This is a genomic window from Catellatospora sichuanensis (assembly GCF_007483665.1).
Classification (GTDB): domain Bacteria; phylum Actinomycetota; class Actinomycetes; order Mycobacteriales; family Micromonosporaceae; genus Catellatospora; species Catellatospora sichuanensis.
The window spans coordinates 1-19984 of sequence record NZ_VIQO01000012.1 but is presented as its reverse complement, the minus strand read 5'-3'; the positions used below and the strand labels follow the sequence as shown (position 1 = coordinate 19984).

The following is a 19984-nucleotide window of genomic DNA, read 5'->3' as shown; positions in this document are numbered from 1 at the left end:
CTGGGCGGCATGGGCGCTCCGTCGGACAACCCAGAACTGTGGACGTTCCTGGAATCACTACGTCGCGGTGAGCACCTTTCCGGCACCGTCACATCGGTCGAACGTTTCGGTGTGTTCGTGGCGCTGGACGATGGCCCAGACCACCCCGTTTTCCCCGGCGTCGGGTTCATCACGTGCGCCGAACTGTCCTGGCGGCGCTTCGAAGCAGCTTCCGACGTCGTGCAAGTCGGACAGCGCGTCTCATGTGAGTTCCTTCAGTTCGACACATCGAACATGGAGGCCAGACTGTCCTTGCGAGCGACGCAGCCGGACCCCTTCCAGGTATTCGCCGACGGCAATGCGGTGGGGCAGATACTGCAGGGACAGGTCACCAAGATCGTCCCATTCGGCGTCTTCGTCCAGGTCGCCGACGGAATCGAGGGCCTGGTCCACCTACGAGACCTCACATTGACACCCCTGGAAGCTCCTTCGGATGTCGTCCAAGTCGGCGACGAGATCACGGTCGTCGTCACCGCAATCGACCGAGAGCGACGCAGGCTGACCCTCTCCCCACGACAAGGCTCCTCCGGCCTCCGGTGACTCCGCTGTCGTCGCGTAATTCGGTTCCCCTGCACGAGCCTTCCGGAGCGCCTACACGGGCCAGGTGCGGGTACTCGGCCGACTGGCTCCGGTAGCGACCTACACCGAGCTGCAGGTGACGCCGGTGTGTGCTCGGTCTGAGATCACTGCGTGACGAACCACGCGGACACTGGGGCCATGCTGTCACGGGAGGACGCCGCCGGGCGGATGCTGGCCTGGCTGGCCCATCCGGTCAGCGTGGCGGGGCTGGTGCTGCTCCTACTCAACGACCACGTGTTCAAAGCGGCCTGGCCGGGCCCGGTCACCGGCAAACTCAGCGACGTTGCCGGGATGCTGATGTTCCCGCCGATTCTGGCTAGCGTGCTGGCTCTGGTGCTGCCTCGGCTGCCGGTCCGGCCGCTGGCGCTCGCCAGCCTCGTACTCACCGGACTGGCGTTCACCGCGTCGAAGGCCGTGCCCGCCGGCGCGGAAGCCGCCGCGACGCTGTGGTCGGCGGTGCGTGGCCCGGCGCAGTTCCTGGCCGACCCGAGCGATCTGGTCGCGCTGCCCGCGCTGCTGCTGACCGGCTGGGCGTTCCGGCGCACGACCGCTCTGCCCGACGGCACGGCACGGTCCCTGCGCCTGCTCGTGCTGCTGCCGCTGGGTCTGCTTGCCACCGTGGCGACCACCCCGCCGGACTACCCGAACACGGTCTGGGTGGGTCAAGCGGACGGCCGGCTGGTGCGTGGCGGCGGGGACTCCGACGAGACGTACCCGCGGGCCGGTGACCTGCTCTACAGCAACGACGCGGGACTGACCTGGGCCCGCGATGACGAGTCGCCGCAACCGACGCCGACGCCCGGACCCGACCCGTCGTCACCCGCGGTGTCCCCGACGCCGCTCGTCGAGCGGCTGCCGGACATGCTGACCAGCGACTGCGCCGGATCGGTCTGCTATCGCGTCGTTCCCGGCGAGCTGCACGTGCAGCGCAGCACTGACGGCGGGCGGCTGTGGCGCACCGACTGGCGGGTGTCCGGACCGGCGTACGCGCGGCTGGTCGCCGGCTACCCGGGTTTGGGCGATCCGGCGGTCCACCTGTCCTCGCTCGGGCTGGTCGTGTACGAGACCGTCGGCGGGCAGCATGTCGTGCTGGTCGCCAACGGCCGCGACGGCCTGCTGCGCCGCGACGAGGCCGGGATGTGGGTACGGCAGGACGCCTCGGTGTCGGTGGTCTCCACACCAGCGGCGGTGCTTTACTACCTGGTGCTGGTGCTCGCGGTCATGCTGCTGGTGCTGTTCATGCCGCTGCGGCGGCTGCGGCAGTCCCGTCCGCTGGGGACGTCCGCGCAGGCGCTGTGGATGCTCGCCAACATTCTGGTGCCGCTTGCGGTGACCATCACCGCGCTCACCGTGCTTTACGACGCCGAGTCGCTGAGCGGCACGTCCACCCTGCTCACGGTGCTGGCGCTGGCGGTGGAAATCGGCTGGCTGGTGGCGATGTACCGGTCCGGTGGTGGTGTTCGGGCGGCGCACCTGGCCGGGCTGTCGGCCATCGCGGTCACCACTGGTGCTGCCGCCGCGTTCGCGCTGCGGCGGCCCATCGAGAACGCGTTCATCGTGCTGCCCGACCTGTCGGCCGCGGCGACGGGTTCGTGCGTGATCGGGGTCGGTGCGGTCGCGGCGTACGTGCTGGCCGGCCGGTCGCCTGACCGGCAGGCGGCTGTCGTGGCTCCGGCCGTGGCCAGGCACGACGAGTAGCGGCTTCCGGGGCGGTGTGCCGCCCTGACGCACGCGAGGGCCGTGCCGCCGGACACGCAGGTCATGATCGGTCACTACGAATGTTTGTTATTGCAGCGCAGGGACCTGCTCGTGCAGGCCGGGCTGGGATAGCGCCCGCACGGCGTCAGGCCACAGCGACAAGCCGGCGGCGACCTCGAGGGCCCGCTCGAAGACTCACACGTCCAGCTTCGAGCAGATCAGTCCTTCGCGTCGCGGACGTCTTTTCCCTGCTCGGCGAACGCTTTGAAGTCCTGCATGTGCTGTAGCGACTGCTTGCGGAAGGTGCCGGGCATCAGGAGCCCGACCAGCCGCATCAGCAAGCCGCTGAACCGGTATTCGCTCTCGCTCATCCAGAGCGTCGTGTCCGGACCGGCTTCGGTCAGCCGGTCGCGCTGGACGCTCCACATGCCCTTGCTGACGATCTCGCGGTCGAATTGAACGACGCTGTCTTTCGGGATCCCGTGCAGGTCTGCCGGTTCCCGGCGTGTGATGGTCTCGGTGGCCTCGATCTTCTGCTGCCCCATCTGCAGCACGACCCGTGACTTGGTACCGAGCTGCCCGTGCACCCCGTTCAGCGGCTCGTGCAGCACCATTCCCCGCAGCCACATCGGCAGGTGTGCCGGGTCGGCGAGCAGCTGGGCCGCCCTCTCGCGCGGCAGGGCGATCTCGATCGAGACGGTGTACTTCATGGCGGTGCGCTCCAGGTTCCCGAGTGAACGGCGTACCGTAGCATCCTCGCCTGACATCGGCCCTCTGACGCCATCCTGGAGCAGGGTCCGGCAGGTGTCGACGAGCCCGCTGACAACCGCGTACCACCTGCGGAAACGAGGTTGGGACACGCTCAACAGGCGAGTGATCGGTTCCTCTGGTCGGCGGTTGCCGCAGATGCCGGGCTCGACCATCTACGAGGCGAGCACGTTGCTGGCGTGCGGCGAGACCGGTGGTATGCGATGTGGCGGCTGCCGGTCGTGACCGGGCCGCGCCGCGCCGCGCAAGGCTCGCCGGGTTGAAGCGGGACGACTTCGACTGGTGCTGGTGACGCTGGGTGGTCGATGAACGAATGAGCCATGACCCGGCCACGCTGATGCGCTACGAGCGCGATCGGTGTCAGCGTGGTTGTGGTCGATGTAGGCCTTGCAGGAGCAGTTCGATGAGGCGTCGTGGGTCGTAGCGCGGGTCGCTGTCGTGTCCGATACACAGGTTGCCGATGCCGCGCATGAGTTCGTAGGCGTGGATGCCGGACCTGATCTCGCCGGCGTCGGCTGCGGCTTGCAGGAGCTGTGCGCAGACGGGAACCAGCCGGTCGAGGAAGTACGTGTGCAGAGCCTGGAAGCCGCTGCTGTCCGATTGCAGGGCGTTGGCGAGCCCGTGCTTGGTGATCAGGAAGTCAGCGAAGAGATCGACCCATTGGCGCAGCGCCGCGAACGGTGACTCGGCAGCGTCCAGCAGGGCCGGGCCGGCGTCGGCGCAGCTTTCCACCTGATGGCGGTAGACGGCGACGACGAGGTCTGCCCGGGCCGGGAAGTGGCGGTAGATCGTCCCGATCCCGACGCCCGCTCTGGCGGCGATCTCACGGATGGGCGCGTCGACGCCGGAGGTGACGAACACCGCGGCGGCCGCTTCGAGCAGCGCACGCTCGTTGCGGACCGCATCGGCCCGCTTGCTACGGGCTGGCACTGGCACAGGGCGGCTCACGGACACCGCGCCTCCCTCCGGGCAGCAGTTGACGAAACGGAACGATGTTCCGTATGTTTGCGGAACATCGTTCCGTTTCAGTTTAGCGGAAGCCTTCCTGCAACCTCAAACGCATCGCGAAGGCGAAACGAAGGGAACCACACCATGAGCGAATCGACGCCCACTCAAGTCCTGTCGGTCGGCCCGATCGTGCTACCCGCTCCCGGCCGACCCGTCGACCTGCAGGTGCGGGTCTCCGCCCCCGTGACCGGAAGCAACCTGCCGATCATCCTGCTGTCACACGGCCTGGGCTTTTCCAACCACCTGTCCTCGCTCAACGGCTACGCCCCACTGGCCAACGTCTGGGCGGCGCACGGCTTCGCCGTCATCCAGCCCACCCACCTCGACTCCAAGACACTGAGCCACAACCCCGCCGTGAACCCCGGCGGCCCCGCGCCCCGGCACTGGCGGACACGGGCCGAGGACATGAGCCGCATCCTCGACCACCTCGACATCATCGAGGCCGCAGTCCCGCAACTGGCCGGGCGCCTGGACGCGGAAAGGATCGCCGTCGCCGGGCACTCGATGGGCGGTCACACCGCCAGCCTGCTGCTGGGCGCCCGGCTCAGCGATCCCCACGACGGGACGGTCGCGAACCTGGCCGACCACCGGATCAAGGCCGGAGTGCTGCTCGCCGCCACTGGCCGAGGCGGCGACGCCGTCACCCCGTTCGTGGCCGAAAGCTATCCGTTCCTGACGACCACAGACTTCTCCGCGATGGCGACGCCCGCCCTGGTGGTCGCCGGCGACAAGGACGACTCGGCCTTCCTGACCGTCGCGGGCCCGGACTGGCACGCCGACCCGTACCACCTCGCGCCGGGCCCCAAATCGCTGCTCACCCTGTTCGGGGCAGAGCACGGCCTCGGCGGCATCTCCGGATACGACGTAGCCGAAACCACCGACGAAGACCCCGATCGGGTAGCGACGATCGCCCAGCTGACCAGCGCGTACCTGCGCAGCCGGCTCTACCCCGGCGATGGCGCCTGGCAAACCGCCTGTGACGCACTGGCCGCCGACCCCAACCCGCCGGGCCGCATCGACTCCAAGTAAGCCGGCCAGGGGTCCGTCCGGCCTGCGTCATGGTCGGCTTCGTCGTCGCGACCCGGCCGGGGACCCGCCTACCGGTGGTACCGGTGCCCCCCAGTACGACGATGGTCATGTCCGTCATGTCCCCCGAAGTCGCCGATGCAAACATCAACCGGCTTGGCGTCCCTGGCTGCCCTCAGCCAGCTGACCAGTCATCCCGGAGCTAAGGGGGCCATGGTTCGGCGACCGGGCGACCGGGCGACCGGGCGACCGGGCGAGCAGGGCTGCCCGGTCGCCTGCCTGTCAGCCGCGGATGATGTTCTTGATCCACTGGGCGATGTTGTCCACTCGGGAGGTCCGTTCCTCCAAGGCGTGCGGGCAGGACGGCCCGCCGCTTTCGACGGACACCAGAGCCGGCTGCCCGCGTTTGTGCTCCGTGAAGTACGGCGCGCCGGAGTCGTACGGACAGGCGCTGGTGTCAGGTGCCGGTGCCAGCGCGGTAACGCCGACGCTGGGTTCCGTGACGGTGACGACCGTGACCTGGCCGGTCCGCAGCTGCGGTGACGGCACGGGGTTGGAACTGGTGAGCGAACCGAAACCGGTGAGCCGGAGGATGTCACCGGCCTTCGGTGTCCTACGGCTCAAGGCCAGCGGCCGAATGTCGTTGATCGGGAAGCTGAGCTTCGCCAGCGCCAGGTCGGTGGTGGGAGACTGACGCACGGCGATGATGGTGGCGACGTGACCGATGTCCGTGGTCAGGTCCGCCCGCCCGACGGTGGCGGTGGTCAGGTCGGCGACCGGTCGCTCCACCCGGACGCCGTTGAAGTCCCGGAAGCAGTGTCCCGCGGTGACGATCCACTGCGGTGCGATGAGCGCACCCGAGCAGGCGCTGTTGCGGCGACCACCGTCGGCGGTCGGGATCCCGGTCATGGTCAGCTTGACCGCGAACTGGAACTGACCGTTGGGTACGACCTCGCCGTTCGCGACGGCGTGGGCAGGGCCTGCGGGGAAGATCCCGAGGCCGGCCATGACGAGTGTCGATGCGAGCAACAGCCCGGCCCGACGAATTCGGTGCTTGCGTGTGACGTCCAAGAACTCATCCTTCTCTCTGCGGGGAGGGTCCGCGTTTGCCGTCGAATGCCGCTACGGCGCCAACGACGGACTTCGCCTCTGCTATGGACAGACGCTGCGAACACGGCTTCGGGTTGTGATCTCTAGCCAGCCAATGTGGTTACTCGGCAAACGACTCCTGGCGTGAGGTCAACAAGGTCCCCGGTCACAACGCCAACGTCGACAACCTCTCGATGGTGAACGTGCCGTGGTACTCCAGCGACGCCAACGGATACCAGCTCCCAGCGCTCGCGGAGCCGCAGCCCGTTGGATCCGCCAGCGACGAAGGCGGGATGCGGCACCAGGGCAGCACGCAGACCGAGCCCGCACCTGATACGGCCGCCTCGTGGCCAGGTCACCCAACCGCCGTAACATCCCCGGCATGAGCGAGCAGGGATGGCGGGACTTCCTGGCAGCTGACGGTGTCGAGGACTGGGTGGTGCTGCACGGTGGGGCCACGGCGGTATTCGCCGCCGGGTCGCTGGCTGACGCGGCGCGGCTGGCGGGCGCGGTGGCAGGAGTCGACGGGCTCGCGGGGACGGGTGTCGTGCTGACGATCGCCGACGACCGGCTCACCGTGCGGCTGACTCGCGGCTTGCACCAGCTGCAGCAGCAGCACGTGGATTTGGCGCGGGCGGTGTCGGCGGTCGCGCGGGCGCATGGCGCTGTCGCAGACCGTGCCCGTGTCCAGGAGGTGCAGTTGGCCGTCTCCGCGCAGGCCGACGCCATCGACATCGGCTTCTGGCGTGCCGTGCTCGGCTACACCGGCCTGGACGACGACAACGCCGTCGACCCGCTGGGGCACGGTTCGACGGTGTGGATGCAGCAACTCGATGCGGCCAAGCCGCTGCGCCACGCGATGCACGTCGACGTATCGGTGGCCCGCGAGCAGGCCGAGCTGCGTCTGGCCGCGGCGCTGCAGGCAGGCGGCCGGATCGTCGACCAGTCACCGGAGCACTGGACGCTGACCGACCGCGCCGGCAACCGTGTGTGCATCTGCGCGTGGCCCGACGGAGCAGGAACGCCCGCAGCCGTGCCGGGCAGCGAGCGGGCTGGCTGACATGCTTCGGTCGGGCGCTGTGTAAGGCCTGTCATTGTGGCGCAATGGTTGGAGAGGCCGCAGGAGGATACGAACAGGCCCGAGGCCATCTTGCGGCCCCGGGCCTGTCTCGTCGTGCTCATCGCGCCGTGTGGTCGCGCGCCTGGCGTCGCTTGCGGCCGTGGCGGTGCAGCTTGTTCGCTACCCGCTCCTTGGCGGCCTCGTCGATGAGCTCTCGGTGGTGCAGCTTCGCTAGATCGAAGTACATCTCGGGCGATCCGAACATCGCAGACTCCTCAGTCCTTGACTCTGTGTTGCTGACGAGATGAATACTCCTCTCCCGACACCCGCCATCCATCCGCATCGGCGGCGTATCTTCCCTGCACACGACCTACTTAGATAGGCGTGCGGGCCGGTCTAGGTATGCCTACGCGCGGTGATCGCCGTCACTGCAGACGGGGGCAGGCAGCGGGCGCAGCAGCGCCTCGGCGAGCCGAGGGGGCGCATCTCCGGCCAGGCAGCCGTGCATTTGAGCCCAGTACGGCCGGGCGCCCGTCATCGGTCTGACCCTCGAGCGGATCAAGCGGCGGCCGGTCCTTGGCGGGCTGATCAACGAGTACCAACGCGCCTCGTGAAGGACCAGCTCAGGCCATGTGACGGGGTTTTGGAACCCCGCAGCCGCGCAGCAGGACGGAGCCGTCGGCGAGCACCGCCGTGGTCACCGGCCGGCCCCGATCGGCAGCACTGCGCGTACGGCGGTGCCGCGGCCGCGCAGGCTCGACAGCCGGAACGTGCCGCCGCACGACTCGACCCGGTCCCGCAGCCCGCTCAGGCCGCCGCCGGGCACGGGCAGCGCGCCGCCGACCCCGTCGTCGCCGACGACCACCTCGACGCGGTCGGCTTCGGCTGCCAGGGTCACGGTCACCTGCCCGGCCCGAGCGTGCTTGTCGGCGTTGGCCACCGCCTCCATGGTGACGAAGTAGACGATGGCCGCGACGTGTTCGGGGATCGTCACCCCGCGGATACGGTCGTGGACCGCGACTCTGACGCCAACCCGGTCGGCCAGCGCCGCCACCGCGGCCGACAGGCCGTAGCGCACCAGCGCCGACGGGTTCATCCCGCGGACCAGTTCGCGCAGTTCGGCGATGGCGGTCTCGACCTCGGCCGCGCCCCGCGCCACCAGCGCGGGGTCGTTCTGGCGCAGCATCATCGCGGCGGTCAGCAGGCGCTGCTGCACACCGTCGTGCACGTCGCGTTCGACCCGGTGGCGTTCCCTGTCTCGGGCTTCGACCAGTTCGCGGCGCTGCAGGCGGTGCAGGCAGACGGCCGCGGCGGCGGGCACCATCGCCCCGCCCACCGAATACAGCACCGTCGGCCACGGCCCGGTGTGGAAGAAGGTGCTCAGCGTGGTGGTGCACACGCCGTTGCCGACGACCGCGGCCCAGAACGGCAGCCACACGCGACGGTCGGCGGGGCTCGCCTGGTGGATGCGCCACGCCAGGACGAAGCCGAGCGCCACGCCGACCGCCGGATACGTCACCGTGCGTACGGCCAGCAGTTGGTCGGGGCCGATCGGGCCGTGCGCCGCCGCCAACGCCACCAGGATGATCGGCCAGTAGGCGTACCCGACGGTGACGACGTGCCGGTCTCCGGCGGTGCGCAGGCCGCCTGGCGCCACGGCGAGGATGGCGTGCAGGAGCAGCGGGTCGTAGCAGATGCTGAGCAGCAGGCCGCCCGCGAACAGTTCGGGCGCGGCGGCACGGCCCCAGGCGTCGAGCAACCACAGCACGCCCGACGCGATCAGCAGCAGCCCCGCCGGCCGGTGGTGATCCGCGCGGTGCAGCCGCAGCCCCACCTCGACGTGGAGCACGCCGGCGATCATGAGACAGGCCAGCTCCCAGGGCGCGGACCGATACGCGGCCAGCAACGGTCCGGCAACGAGGGCGACGACAGCGGCCCGCACCGGCCAGCGGAGACGGTCCATGGAGCAGATAATCGTGGCTCCGCCCGGCTCGAGCCAGGATCAGTCGTGAGCCCGACTGACCAGGCACACGTGTGCCGCGGCTGTGGCGGCGCGATGTGCCCGCCCTGCCGCGTTCGCCGGACCGGGCCGCGCTGACGGCCGCCCGACACCGATTACGTGTCAGCACTGATGCCCGGTTGCCTGCTGATTTCTATGGTCGGACCATCTTTCGACCCACCGGGAAGGCAGGAATGCCACGTGAACCTCACTCCTAGGAACGCGGCGCGGGTGCCGCTGTGGGCCGCCGCGGCGGCCCGCCTCATCCGCAGCGCGCACGCACCCGCGCACGTCACGACGACCGGTTTCCAGGGCCTGCAGTCGGGGGCCGGCTCGGGGATGCGAGACGTCTGCGACACGCCGGTGCGCAGACGGACCAGGCCCTGGGGCAGACAGGGCTTGCCCCCGGCGTTGCGGCGTGCGGCACGCCGGGTCACCACGGTCGTCGCCGTGACCGTCCTCACGCTCGGCTTCGCGGTGGCCCCGGCCAGCGCCGACCCGGCCGTCGACGACGACGAGATGCAGCTGCTCAGGTCTCGCCTGTTCTCGGCCACCATGCGGGCGAAGGACCCGGGCCTCAACGGGCTCAAGGATCTGGTGCTCTCCGTCGGCCTGCTCAGCTACCGGTCGGGCAACCCGGATGCCACCTACGAGCAGATGGTCGCGCAGGCCGCGGCGATGCGCGACGCGCTCAACGTCCAGTTGACCGCCGACGTGCCGGCGCGCGACTACTACCAGTACTTCATGAAGGGACTCGACGCCGTCTCCGGTGTCCCCGGCGTCAGCATCGGCACCCCGTTCGTCAAGGGGCTCCTGGAGGTCACGCTGGGCGCGGACCTGCAGGCCGAAGGGCACCTCGCCGACCAGGTGACCGGCGCGTTCCAGGCGCAGGCCTGGATGGCGAAGTACTACGTCATCCAGGACCTCGTCTGGGGTGATGTGATGCGCAGCGGCCTGAGGGACAGACCGCTCGGCACCGCCTGGGACGCCGTCGTCGGCGTGAACGTGAACCTGAGCGTGCAGGCCACCATCGAGCAGATGAGCCGCGATCCCATGATCGGCGCCTATCTCAACACCGACGCGATCCTGGCCAACCAGGGCGACATGAACGGCTACCTCAACGAGATCCGCCGCCAGGCCCTCGAGGCACTCGACAAGATCAACGAGCAGAACGAGCAGATCCGTGCCGAACTCGAAGCGATGTCGCTGCAGTACCCGGTGGGCCTGGGCAAGAAGCCGGCCGCGGCCGACTACACCGCCGCCAAGAGGGCGGCCGCCGACCGCCAGGCCGGTATCGACGCGCTGGGCTCGGCCGTCTACATCCTGTCGACCCTGGCCGGATTCGTCGACCCCAAACTCGGCAAGGACCTCGGGATCGTCGGCACGGCCGCGGTCAACGCCGCCACGGCGATCAACCAGTACCTGCCGACGATCGCCGGCCTCGGCCTCAGCGACGCGCTCCTGTCGCTGACCACGCTCACGCTCACCGGAAACCTGCTCGGCGCGGCGATCTCCCTGGCCCCGCTGTTCGGTCTGGGGCAGCCGGATCCGCAGCAGCTGATCCTCGACCAGCTCGCCGCGATCCGCGACGACATCGCCCAGTTGAGCACGCAGATGAACGACCGGTTCGACCGCGTCGAGCAGGGTCTGACCCAGCTGTACGCCGACATGCTGGTCGAGTTCGACCGGCTCCTGCAGGAGACGGCTGAGGTGCGGCAGAGCATCACCGACATCCAGCGCCAGCTCATCCTGCTGGAGAACCGGATCGACGCGCTGAGCGCGTACCTCACCGAGGCGTTCCGCGAGGATCTGCTGGATGCGCCACGAAGCATGATCAACATGTACATCGACTACGAGGGGACCTACGGCAAGCAGATCCCCAGCTACGGCGAATACACCAAGCCGGAAAACGAGTTCCACTTCACCGCGACCCAGCGGTCCATCGGAGCCACCGTCACGCTGACGAAGGGCTTCGACACTGCAGATCCGATCACGCAGCTCGACACCTACGGCGCGGCCGGACTGATCGACTACCTGTCCTGGCTGGCCCGCGACCGCGGCTACGATCCCGACTTCCCGCAGCCCGCGACCAACACGCCGAACGCTTCGATCTGGCTGCTGGGCGCCCGCGCCTCCAACGCTCTGCAGCTGCAGAACCCCGACTACGCCGAGCAGGTCAAAGCGCAGCGGACCGCCGACATCATCGCCGCCGGCGAGCGGATCAACGACGCCAGCCGGGCGTTCAGCCGGCCCGGCGCCGACGCCAGGACGAACATCCTGTTCAAGAACCTGCTGAACAACCACGAGCAGGCGATGGCCCGGCTCGGCGCCGAGTTGACGAACATCGGCAAGAACGACGTCCTCAAGGGCAAGTCCTGGTCGCTGTGGGCCGATCCCATCGAGCAGAACGTTCCGCCGGCCGGGTACCTGCCGGCCGGGCCGACCGGCGCCATGCCGGCGTGTCACCAAGGGGCGGCTGTAGCCCTGCCGAACGTGCCCAGCGCCATCCCATACAGTTCCCTCCCGGCGCCATACCTGCTGCTCAACTATGCGCTCGACAGCGGCGAGCAGCCGACCTTCTCCGTCTGCTACGACGTCGAATTCGTCAACGAGATCTGGCAGGCCCAGCCCAGCTACCTCGAGACGCAGGCGGACCTGCGGGTCACCGTCCGGATCTTCGTGCAGTGGTCGAACGGCCCGAGGTTCGAAGCCCGCGCGGTGAGCCACACCGGCTCGGCCGGGGTCGTGTGCCGGGAGTGGTACAACAAGCCGGAATTCGACTTCTGCAAGACGCCGCAGGACGTCATGCACAGCAGCTGGTCGGCCACCCGAAAGGAGTCGTTCGAGGCCGCGCCGAACGTGGTCACGCACAGCACCGCGACTGACGCGACCGCGGACAAGGCCCGCAACTTCGTCCACGGCAAGCGCAAGTACTACTACGATCTCGTCTCGTCACGGCTGGTCGGCGGCACCACCCTGGCCGCCGCCAACCGCGAGGTCACCGAGGCGATGCGCCTGCTGCAGGCCTACTCCGAACTCGGCTGGGCACAGGCGCTGCAGAACGACGATCTGATGCACGGCCTGCTATACGGCAGCCGACGCATACCGGCCGACCTTGCCGGCTCACGTCCTGTCGCCGACGTCTACCAGCACGCCGCAAACGTCTACACCGCATGCCGGCCGGTGGTGCCGGCCGGCCCCTGCCAGACCGCCGACCCGGACACCTACGACCTCAAGCACCCCGACTACGACTGGAGCAAGGAGAACTGCGAGCCGCTGCACTCCGGGCCGATCGCCGGGGTGCCGGAGGTCGACCCGATCGGCAGCTGCGCCCACTGGCAGGGCACCCAGCGGCGCAACCTGCTGGAGGCGCAGTACGACCAGCAGTCTGACCGGCTCTTCCACAACCTCTACCGCGAAGGCAACCCCGACGTGGAGGTCGTGATGAGCGCCTTGACCGTCACCAGCCGAGCCGTGCACGGCTAAGACACGGTCGTTGCACGACGGTAGTGCACACGTCGGCGAGCCCGGCCCCGACCTGCGGTTGACGCCCGGGTCGGGGTCGGGCCGGCCTGCGGCACCGTGCTGCTGCCGGACCGGCCCCGTCGCCGCGCCGCAGGCACCAGCGGGCGACGTCCGAAGTGGATAGCGGTCAGGCGCCGAGGCCCGACGGTGCATGGCAAGATGTCGGCCATGTCGTCCCAGATCGGTCTCGTCGATGTCGTCCAGGCGCTGCGCGCCGAACTCGCCCGCGCCAGCGAGCTGGCCACCGACCAGGCCGTGCAGTTCCCGGTCGGCCAGATCACGCTGGAGTTCCAGGTCGGCGTCACCCGCAGCGCCGAGGCGACAGGCGGCATCAAGTTCTGGGTGCTGGAGCTGGGCGCCTCGGCCGGCGCCGCGAAGGAGTCCGTCCAGACGGTGACGATCGTGCTGGAACCGCCGGTGGACGCGCACGGAATGCCGATCAAGGTGAGTGCCCTGGACGCCGAGAAGCCGGCATGACCGGCTTCGCCGACCGGGTCGTCGAAGTCCTCTGCGACCTCGGGCCGACGGCGCCCCGACGCTGGATCAGCTCCTCCGGGCTGCTGATCTCCGGACGCCACGTGCTGACCGCCGCGCACGCCGTCGCCCCGACCGGCACCATCACCGTGCGTGGCGTGGACAAGGTGGAACTGACCGCCACCGTCGCCCAGGTCGGCGACGTCGACGTCGCCGACCTGGCCCTGCTGGAACTCGCCGAGCCGCTCGACGGCTACGCGCCGCTGCGGTGGGCGCGGGTCGACCGCGACGGCGCCGAGACGATCGCCGGCTGCCGCGGCATCGGCTACCCGCTGTTCCAGCAGGTCCCGGTCCGCGACACCGCACAGCTCGACGGAGTCGTGCCGACCGGCGACCGCCGCGTGTCGGACCTGCTGACCCTGCGGGTCACCAGCTCACCGCGAGCGTTGCCGCCGCAACAGGAGGCGCTCGGGCACAGCCAGTGGTCCGGCATCTCGGGCACGGTCGTCGTCACCGCCGACGAAATCATGATCGGCGTGGTCACCGAGCATCAGCCGCGCGCCGGAGACTCGGCGTTGACCCTGACCCCGATCACGCACGTCGACCGCCTGCCCGACCCGGCGGCGTGGTGGGACATCCTCGGCCGCCGCCCGGTCCAGTTGCCGCAGCGCCGCAAGCGGCCGCCGTACTTCGCCACCGTCGCAGAGATCGCCGACCGGACCCCCGAACTGCGCGACCGGTCCGGCGAACTGGCCGACCTGGCGGCGTTCGCGGTCGGCGCCGAGCCGTTCCGCTTCCTCGTCGGAACGCCATGGGCAGGCAAGACCGCACTCGCCGCGCACCTGGCGATGAACCCGCCGCCAGACGTCGACTGCGTCGCCTACCTGTTGCAGCGGCGCGCGCTGGACGCCAGCGGCTCCCGCTTCCTGGCCGCCGTCAGCTCCCAGCTCGCCGACCTGCTCGGCGAGCAGACGCCCGAGCCGGACGCCCACGCGCTCGCCGACCTATGGGCCCGCGCCGTGGAGCGGGCCGATGACCTCGGCCGACACCTGCTGCTCATCGTCGACGGCCTGGACGAAGACCTGCGGCCGGCCGGAGAACGCAGCGTCGCCTCGCTGATCCCGACCCGTCGCGGCCGGCACGCCCACGTCCTGCTCACCGCGCGCAAGGACCAGCTGCCCGAAGACGTCGACGCGGACCATCCGCTGTGGGACGTCCTGCCGGTCCGGATGACGCAGGCCGTCGAAGCGGCCCGCGTGGAACAGCGGGCGTTCACCGACCTCGACGCACTGGCCGCGGACCCGCCGGCCCGCCAGGTGCTGGGCCTGCTCGCGGCCGCCGCAGGCCCGCTGACCATCACCGAGCTCGCCGACCTCGGCGCCGCAGACGCATACGACGTGGGCGTGATCGTCGCGAAGAAGGCCGCCCGGGTGATCGACGGCGGCGACGACGGCTGGCGGTTCGCCCACCAGGCCCTGCTCGACACGTGCCGCGACACCGTCTTCGGGCCCGCGCTGGCCACACTCGTCGAGACCGTGGACACGTGGGCCGGGCGCTGGTCGGCGCACGGCTGGCCGGACGGCACGCCGCGCTACCTGCTGGCGCACTACCCGTGGGCGCTGCTGGCACGGCCGGCGCACGACCGGTTCGCCACGCTCACCGGCGACCCGCAGTGGATCGCCGCCGCCGTCGCAGCCGTCGGCGTCGACGCGGTGCTGGGGGTGCTGCGGGCGGCGTCGGCTGCCGGCGTGCCGCTGCGGCTGCTCGACATCGAGGCCCACCACCTGCGGGCCGGCGGGGCAGAGCAGCCGGCGGGCCAGCTCGCCCTCGCCGCCGCGTACACCGGCGTGGACGACCCCCGCTGGGCGCAGGCGGCGCTGCAGCGTGCCGGCCTCGCCGCGCAGTGGACGAGCGGGCGGGCCAGCCGATCGCTGCGGCGCAGCTTCGACTCCGGCAGCCGGCAGGTGTGGGCCGCGGCCTTCGTCACCGCCACCAGCGTGGTCACCGGCGACGACGACGGCCGGGTGCGGCTGTGGCAGCTCGACGGCGGCCACTACACCGACCTGGGCCGCCACGACGCCGGCGTGCACCGAGTCGCGGTCGACCAGGCCACCGGGTCGGTCGTGACCTGCGGAAACGATCAGACGGTACGGCTGTGGAACCTGCCCGACGGCACACAGCGCACCCTGGCACGCGGCTTGGGCCACATGTGGGCCGTCGCGTTCTCGCCCGACGGGCGACAGATCGCCACCGGAGGCCGCGACACCGCCGTCCGGCTGTGGAAACTCGCCGACGGGCCGCCGACCGTGCTCGGCACACACGACGACCAGGTGCGGGTGCTGGCATTCAGCCCCGACGGCTCGACGATCGTCAGCAGCGGCCGCGACAGCGTCATCCGGCTCTGGCGGCCCGGCAGCGGCACCGCTGAGATCCTCGGCGGCACCACACCAGGAAAATGGATCGAGGCGATGGCCGTCACACCGGACGGAGCCGACGTCATCACCGGCTCCTACGACGGCGCCGTCCGGGCCTGGCCGCTTGACGGAACCCCACGGCGGCGGCTGGGCCAGCACGAAGGGCAGGTGTGGGCGGCGGCGGTCAGCCCCGACGGTACGTTCGCGGTCACCGGCGGCGGCGACGGCCGGGTCTGTCTGTGGCCGCTGGCGGCATCGGCGGGACCTGATCGGATCCTCGGTCGGCACGGCGAGCCGGTCCGCAGCGTCAGCGTCAGCCCCGACGGCACACACGTCGTCTCCAGCGCCGCCGACGGCATCGTCCACATCTGGGACCTCGACGGCGCGCCCGACAGCAGCGGCCAGCGGCAGTCACTCACCGCCGTCGCGGTCGACCCGGCCGGCGCCGTCTACTCCGGCGCCCTCGACGGCCACCTCCGCCATCAGGCCGGCGAGATCCGCCGGCTCGGCACCGGTGTGCGTGCACTGGCACACGACGGCGACAGGCTCCTCGCCCTCGGCGACGATGGCATGATCGTCGCCGACGGCGTCGCGTACGCCGAGCATCCCGGCGCCCGCGCGCTGGCGGTGAACACGGCAGCCGAAGTCCTTGTCGCCGCCGGCGGCACCCGGGGCGTCACGATCTGGCCGCTGGCCGGCGGCCCGGCCAGGCAGGTGGCATGCTTGACGCAGATCCAGGCGGTGGCCGTGAACGCCGCCGGCGTCATCGTCTCCGGGGCGTCCTCGGGCAGCGTGGCGGTCATCAGCCAGGACGGGCAGGCGCGCCTGGTGCTGCCGGCCGATCGCACCCCGCCGATCTGGAGCGTCGCCATCACGACCGGCTTCGCCGCAAGCGGCGACCACCACGGCACGATCCGCCTCTGGCGCCTCGGCTCGGACACCACCGGCACAGACATCATCGGCTCGGTCCTCGCCGAGCTGGCCGGCCCCATCGGCGGGCTCGCGTTCGCCGAGGATGGCACCGCCCTGATCAGCGCCGGCGAGGACGGCCTGCGGGTGTGGACGATCCCCGACGGCCGCCTGCTCGGCCATGTGCGGACCGAGCCGCTGCATGCGCTCGCCGTGCACGGCGGTACGGCCGCGACTCTGTCGGATCAGCTCGGCCTGACTCGTTGGCGGCTCGATCTGACCAAGGCCGGCTGAGCATCGACGTGCAGGTCGACGCCGTGCGCGAGCAGGCTGCGACGACAGCAGCGGATCCGGCTGCCGCAGCAGCCGGCCCCGCTGATCGATCTACTTGGCGTCGGCCAGGTCGGCGATCGCCCGCGCGGCGCGGAAGTACGCGCTGCGGCACAGCTCGCCGATCGTCTTGATGCCGAGGGCGTCCTTGAGGTGCTCGGCGGCACGCTCGCTCGCGGTCCACTCCTACCCCAACCGCGGCGGTCGGCCCCGTGCGGATTCGGCGGCTTGGATCACCGAGTACGAACGTGCCGCGTGAAAGACCCAGCTCAGGCCATATGACGGGGTTTTGGAACTCCACATTCTCCACCGCCGCCCGGTCCATGCCCTGACGGGAACGGTCCGGGCGGCGGCTCAGCAGGTGGATGAGCGCCCGCGACGAGCACGCGCATTGCCGATGCTGTCACCACTGCCAATGGGATCGCCGCTTACCTGAGTGGCTTGAAATAATCCCCGGCGGCCATGTAGGCGAAGACGGACAGCCCGATCCGCACGCCCTGGTTGTCGGCAGAGCGGAAGTGGATGCCTCCCCAGATGCGCGCTTCGACGACCTCGGCCAGAGCCTTCGAGAAGCTCGTGAAGTGGCGGGTCGCGTTGGCGGCGGGGCTGTACGCGCTGAATGAGATGTTGTCTCTCTGGTAGAAGAACGCCAGCGTCGCCATCGACGCCGACGTGAAGCAGGTGTGGCCTGAGGTGAAGTCGGGGAACGGCGGTGTCACGAGCAGCGGCACCCAGTTCGGATCACCCACGGTCGCTCGGTTGCCGTCGGTGTCGCCGAGTTGAACCGCTGTCACGGGCCGCCAGAAGCTCCAGTACTCCTTCTCGCTGTAGCAGGCGATGAGGGCGTCGGCCTCGGTCATGTCGACCATGGCGAACATGCGCGCAGCCTGCAACGCGTTCAGCCCTTGACTGATCGCGACCTGGCGTTTGATCTCCCATTCGGTGAGGCGCCGGTCATGCCACCAGATCGCGGCCGACGTCTGGTCGGCGGTGCGTACCGAACTGTCGGCCGCGCCGAGCCGTTTCACCTCGTTGTAGTCCCGGCCGTAGGTGCTGCTGGTGAGCCGGGGCGGACCCGAGGTGCGGAACATGGACGCGCTGGGAATGAGGAACGGTTTGACGTGCCCCGTCCAGGCGCCGGCCGACGCGAACGTCGGTGGCGTCGGGCGCCATTGACCGGGCTGGGTGCCCACCCGCCAGGTCTGCGACCCGAATGCGCCGTCATTCCGACGTGCCGCGATCATCGCGGCTGCAGTCTGCGCCCCCACCGACGCGCCGCGCTGCTTTGGCGAGCCGTCGGGAATCGCAGCCAGCGCGGCGTCGTATTGGGCCTGAAGCCGTGCCAGCTGAGCTGGGAACAAGGACACGAGCATCTGGTACGCAGCCGTCGCGACGGCCGCGTCGGTCGACTCCGTTCCGTCGGCGGCCGGTGCGTCGAGATACGGCTGGTACGGCGTACCCGCGATCGCGTTCACCGCGTCGTAGACGGCCCCGTGCACCATCGCAAAGCTGCGCACTTGTTCGTTCGGCTGCTGCTGTGCAACGTCCCAGATGGCCTGCTGGGCGTTGATGTCCCAGGCGATGACCGGGTTGGCGGCGGCAGCCTGGGCGATCGACGATCTGAGTGCCACCGTTGACGTGAGTATGAAGGCTGCTGAAACGACGACGCGCAGGAACATACGCATTGACATGGAATCCCCGTTCTGAGCGAAACTTGCCAGTCGTCACTCATCGAAGCATTCCGCTCGATGGATTACAACGCCGACGTCGCCCCGCCCGAGGCGTTGCCCGTGACGGCAGGCTTCCGGGGAGCCTGTTGCGTTGAGCGTTGGTATGATCGACGTCAGAATCGAGCAGTGAAGTCGTCGCCCCGCTCCGCCTGCCGGCCACCGTAATCGATCTTGAAGCGCAGCGCCGGATACGCCGGAAACCGATCCTCGGCGGGCTCGTCAACGAGTACGAACGAGCTGCACAGATCATTACGAAGCAGCAGGTCGCCGTCACATCGGAACAATGAACCCAACAGGTCGAGTTGACGTACGAGGTACGCGACGCAAGACCGGCAAGGTTGGATCGTCGTATGGTGCCGTCCCTTGTCGACGACGAAAACGGAGATCAGGAGACGCCGAAATCCACCAGGCTGTCGGACGCGTCGAAGGTCACCGTCGCCGGAGTCAAGAGTGCGGACTCGTCGATCACCTCGTCGACACGCCATGCTGGAATGTTCGACAGACTCTCGCGCAGGGACAGGTGTGACAGCCGTTCGAGCTGGCCGAGACTCGAGATGTCCCTCAACGCGTCACAGCGGTCGAGCGTAAGGGTCTTGAGCGCCGCCAGGTTGCCGAGGTCGGCGGTGTCCTGGAAGGACGAGCCGGAAAGGTCGACCCGTCTGAGTTTATTCAGCGAACCGATACCCCGCCAGTCCCGGACCGAGCGGACGTTCACTATGCGCAACTCCTCCAGGTGATGCAGGTCCGCCAGGCAGGAGAGGTTGTCCAGCCCAACGACACCATCGAGGACGAGGCTGCTGGTCTGGCCAGCCTGTGCGAGGAGGCCGTCCAGGCTGGTGGAAACGTCGCCGGTTAGCGTCAGCGCCCTTATGGACCCGGGCAGCGAGCCCGGCTGGATCGATGTGTCCCGGCCCAGTCGGAGGGCTAGCCGCCATAGCGTCTCAGACTTCCTGTATTTGTCTATGTGTTTCAGACATTCCGGGTGGGGCGTGGCCGTGTCGTGCCGGTCCGAAGTCTGCGGGTAGGCAGATGACGGGGGTGGCGTGGACGTGGTGGAAGCCGGTCCGGTGGTGCTGGGGTTTCAGGAAGTCGTGTGCAGGGCCTGATGCCGCCACCCGGGGGTGGTGGTTCTTGGGTTCCTGCCCCGCCGGACGCTGGCCGCCTGTGCAGGGCGGGGCGGGGACCGTGCGCCGGTCGGGCACACGGCGGGAAAGCTCCGATGCGGGTGGTCGTTTCGGGGTGGGGCCGGTCTTCGGTCCCCGGGTGACGGGCTGCTTGCGGGTGCGAGTACCGGTGGCGGGGCGGCGTGCGGTGGCGACGTCGCCTTCGACCACTC

The 19984-nt window shown here is 69.7% G+C and carries 15 protein-coding genes; 7 read left to right on the top strand and 8 right to left on the bottom strand.

The annotated features are described in order from the left end of the window. Positions 1 to 9 precede the first annotated feature (9 nt). Together FLL47_RS23365 and FLL47_RS43080 are read left to right on the top strand one after the other, a co-directional pair. Positions 10 to 579, top strand: coding sequence for a S1 RNA-binding domain-containing protein (locus FLL47_RS23365; protein WP_144122715.1), 570 nt, complete (start codon positions 10 to 12; stop codon positions 577 to 579). A 177-nt stretch (positions 580 to 756) separates the two neighbouring features. Further along, positions 757 to 2316, top strand: coding sequence for a hypothetical protein (locus tag FLL47_RS43080; RefSeq protein WP_186315864.1), 1560 nt, complete (start codon positions 757 to 759; stop codon positions 2314 to 2316). Between the two features lie 218 nt (positions 2317 to 2534). Here the strand turns inward: FLL47_RS43080 and FLL47_RS23355 are convergent, their stop codons facing one another. Next, positions 2535 to 3026 carry an SRPBCC family protein gene (locus FLL47_RS23355; protein ID WP_144122987.1) on the bottom strand — a complete coding sequence of 164 codons (492 nt, stop codon included), beginning with the start codon at positions 3024 to 3026 and terminating at the stop codon, positions 2535 to 2537. 418 nt (positions 3027 to 3444) lie between these two features. Beyond that, on the bottom strand, positions 3445 to 4020 hold the full coding sequence (locus FLL47_RS23350; RefSeq protein WP_425457757.1) for a TetR/AcrR family transcriptional regulator: 576 nt from the start codon (positions 4018 to 4020) through the stop codon (positions 3445 to 3447). Between the two features lie 156 nt (positions 4021 to 4176). Here FLL47_RS23350 and FLL47_RS23345 point away from each other — a divergent pair, with 156 nt between their 5' ends. Continuing rightward, positions 4177 to 5121, top strand: a complete 945-nt coding sequence (locus tag FLL47_RS23345; protein WP_144122713.1) for an alpha/beta hydrolase family protein — start codon at positions 4177 to 4179, stop codon at positions 5119 to 5121. Positions 5122 to 5400: 279 nt separating this feature from the next. On the opposite strand, the gene FLL47_RS23340 is transcribed toward FLL47_RS23345, so the two are convergent. Further along, positions 5401 to 6189, bottom strand: a complete 789-nt coding sequence (locus FLL47_RS23340; protein ID WP_246158484.1) for a S1 family peptidase — start codon at positions 6187 to 6189, stop codon at positions 5401 to 5403. A 400-nt stretch (positions 6190 to 6589) separates the two neighbouring features. On the opposite strand from FLL47_RS23340, the gene FLL47_RS23335 reads away from it, so the two are divergent. Continuing rightward, positions 6590 to 7267 (top strand): VOC family protein, encoded by a 678-nt coding sequence (locus tag FLL47_RS23335; protein ID WP_144122712.1) that lies wholly within the window; start codon positions 6590 to 6592, stop codon positions 7265 to 7267. Positions 7268 to 7385: 118 nt separating this feature from the next. Here the strand turns inward: FLL47_RS23335 and FLL47_RS43075 are convergent, their stop codons facing one another. Next, positions 7386 to 7532 carry a hypothetical protein gene (locus FLL47_RS43075; RefSeq protein WP_186315863.1) on the bottom strand — a complete coding sequence of 49 codons (147 nt, stop codon included), beginning with the start codon at positions 7530 to 7532 and terminating at the stop codon, positions 7386 to 7388. Between the two features lie 432 nt (positions 7533 to 7964). Beyond that, on the bottom strand, positions 7965 to 9230 hold the full coding sequence (locus FLL47_RS23325) for a sensor histidine kinase (RefSeq protein WP_144122711.1): 1266 nt from the start codon (positions 9228 to 9230) through the stop codon (positions 7965 to 7967). 237 nt (positions 9231 to 9467) lie between these two features. Between FLL47_RS23325 and FLL47_RS23320 the strand changes: the two genes are divergently transcribed. The 3 genes from FLL47_RS23320 (at position 9468) to FLL47_RS23310 (ending at position 16882) form a co-directional block, all read left to right on the top strand. Next, positions 9468 to 12752 carry a hypothetical protein gene (locus FLL47_RS23320; RefSeq protein WP_144122710.1) on the top strand — a complete coding sequence of 1095 codons (3285 nt, stop codon included), beginning with the start codon at positions 9468 to 9470 and terminating at the stop codon, positions 12750 to 12752. Positions 12753 to 12959: 207 nt separating this feature from the next. Further along, a complete protein-coding gene (locus tag FLL47_RS23315) occupies positions 12960 to 13268 on the top strand; it encodes a trypco2 family protein (protein WP_144122709.1) in 309 nt (102 codons plus the stop codon). After that, positions 13265 to 16882 (top strand): trypsin-like peptidase domain-containing protein, encoded by a 3618-nt coding sequence (locus FLL47_RS23310; RefSeq protein WP_144122708.1) that lies wholly within the window; start codon positions 13265 to 13267, stop codon positions 16880 to 16882. Before FLL47_RS23315 ends, FLL47_RS23310 begins: the two co-directional genes overlap by 4 nt. A 464-nt stretch (positions 16883 to 17346) precedes the next feature. Here FLL47_RS23310 and FLL47_RS23305 read toward each other — a convergent pair whose 3' ends face one another. From FLL47_RS23305 to FLL47_RS23295, 3 genes are all read right to left on the bottom strand, one after another. Beyond that, a complete protein-coding gene (locus FLL47_RS23305) occupies positions 17347 to 18603 on the bottom strand; it encodes a vanadium-dependent haloperoxidase (protein ID WP_246158481.1) in 1257 nt (418 codons plus the stop codon). Between the two features lie 158 nt (positions 18604 to 18761). Beyond that, positions 18762 to 18941: a hypothetical protein gene (locus tag FLL47_RS23300; protein ID WP_144122706.1), complete on the bottom strand. Its 180-nt coding sequence runs from the start codon at positions 18939 to 18941 to the stop codon at positions 18762 to 18764. Between the two features lie 92 nt (positions 18942 to 19033). Next, positions 19034 to 19363: a hypothetical protein gene (locus FLL47_RS23295; RefSeq protein ID WP_144122705.1), complete on the bottom strand. Its 330-nt coding sequence runs from the start codon at positions 19361 to 19363 to the stop codon at positions 19034 to 19036. Between the last annotated feature and the right edge of the window lie 621 nt (positions 19364 to 19984).

Coding starts and splice junctions, on each gene's coding strand:
- FLL47_RS23365 (WP_144122715.1), top strand. CDS start 10: ATGGGCGCTCCGTCGGACAACCCAGAACTGTGGACGTTCCTGGAATCA.
- FLL47_RS43080 (WP_186315864.1), top strand. CDS start 757: ATGCTGTCACGGGAGGACGCCGCCGGGCGGATGCTGGCCTGGCTGGCC.
- FLL47_RS23355 (WP_144122987.1), bottom strand. CDS start 3,026: ATGAAGTACACCGTCTCGATCGAGATCGCCCTGCCGCGCGAGAGGGCG.
- FLL47_RS23345 (WP_144122713.1), top strand. CDS start 4,177: ATGAGCGAATCGACGCCCACTCAAGTCCTGTCGGTCGGCCCGATCGTG.
- FLL47_RS23335 (WP_144122712.1), top strand. CDS start 6,590: ATGAGCGAGCAGGGATGGCGGGACTTCCTGGCAGCTGACGGTGTCGAG.
- FLL47_RS43075 (WP_186315863.1), bottom strand. CDS start 7,532: ATGTTCGGATCGCCCGAGATGTACTTCGATCTAGCGAAGCTGCACCAC.
- FLL47_RS23325 (WP_144122711.1), bottom strand. CDS start 9,230: ATGGACCGTCTCCGCTGGCCGGTGCGGGCCGCTGTCGTCGCCCTCGTT.
- FLL47_RS23315 (WP_144122709.1), top strand. CDS start 12,960: ATGTCGTCCCAGATCGGTCTCGTCGATGTCGTCCAGGCGCTGCGCGCC.
- FLL47_RS23310 (WP_144122708.1), top strand. CDS start 13,265: ATGACCGGCTTCGCCGACCGGGTCGTCGAAGTCCTCTGCGACCTCGGG.
- FLL47_RS23305 (WP_246158481.1), bottom strand. CDS start 18,603: ATGCGTATGTTCCTGCGCGTCGTCGTTTCAGCAGCCTTCATACTCACG.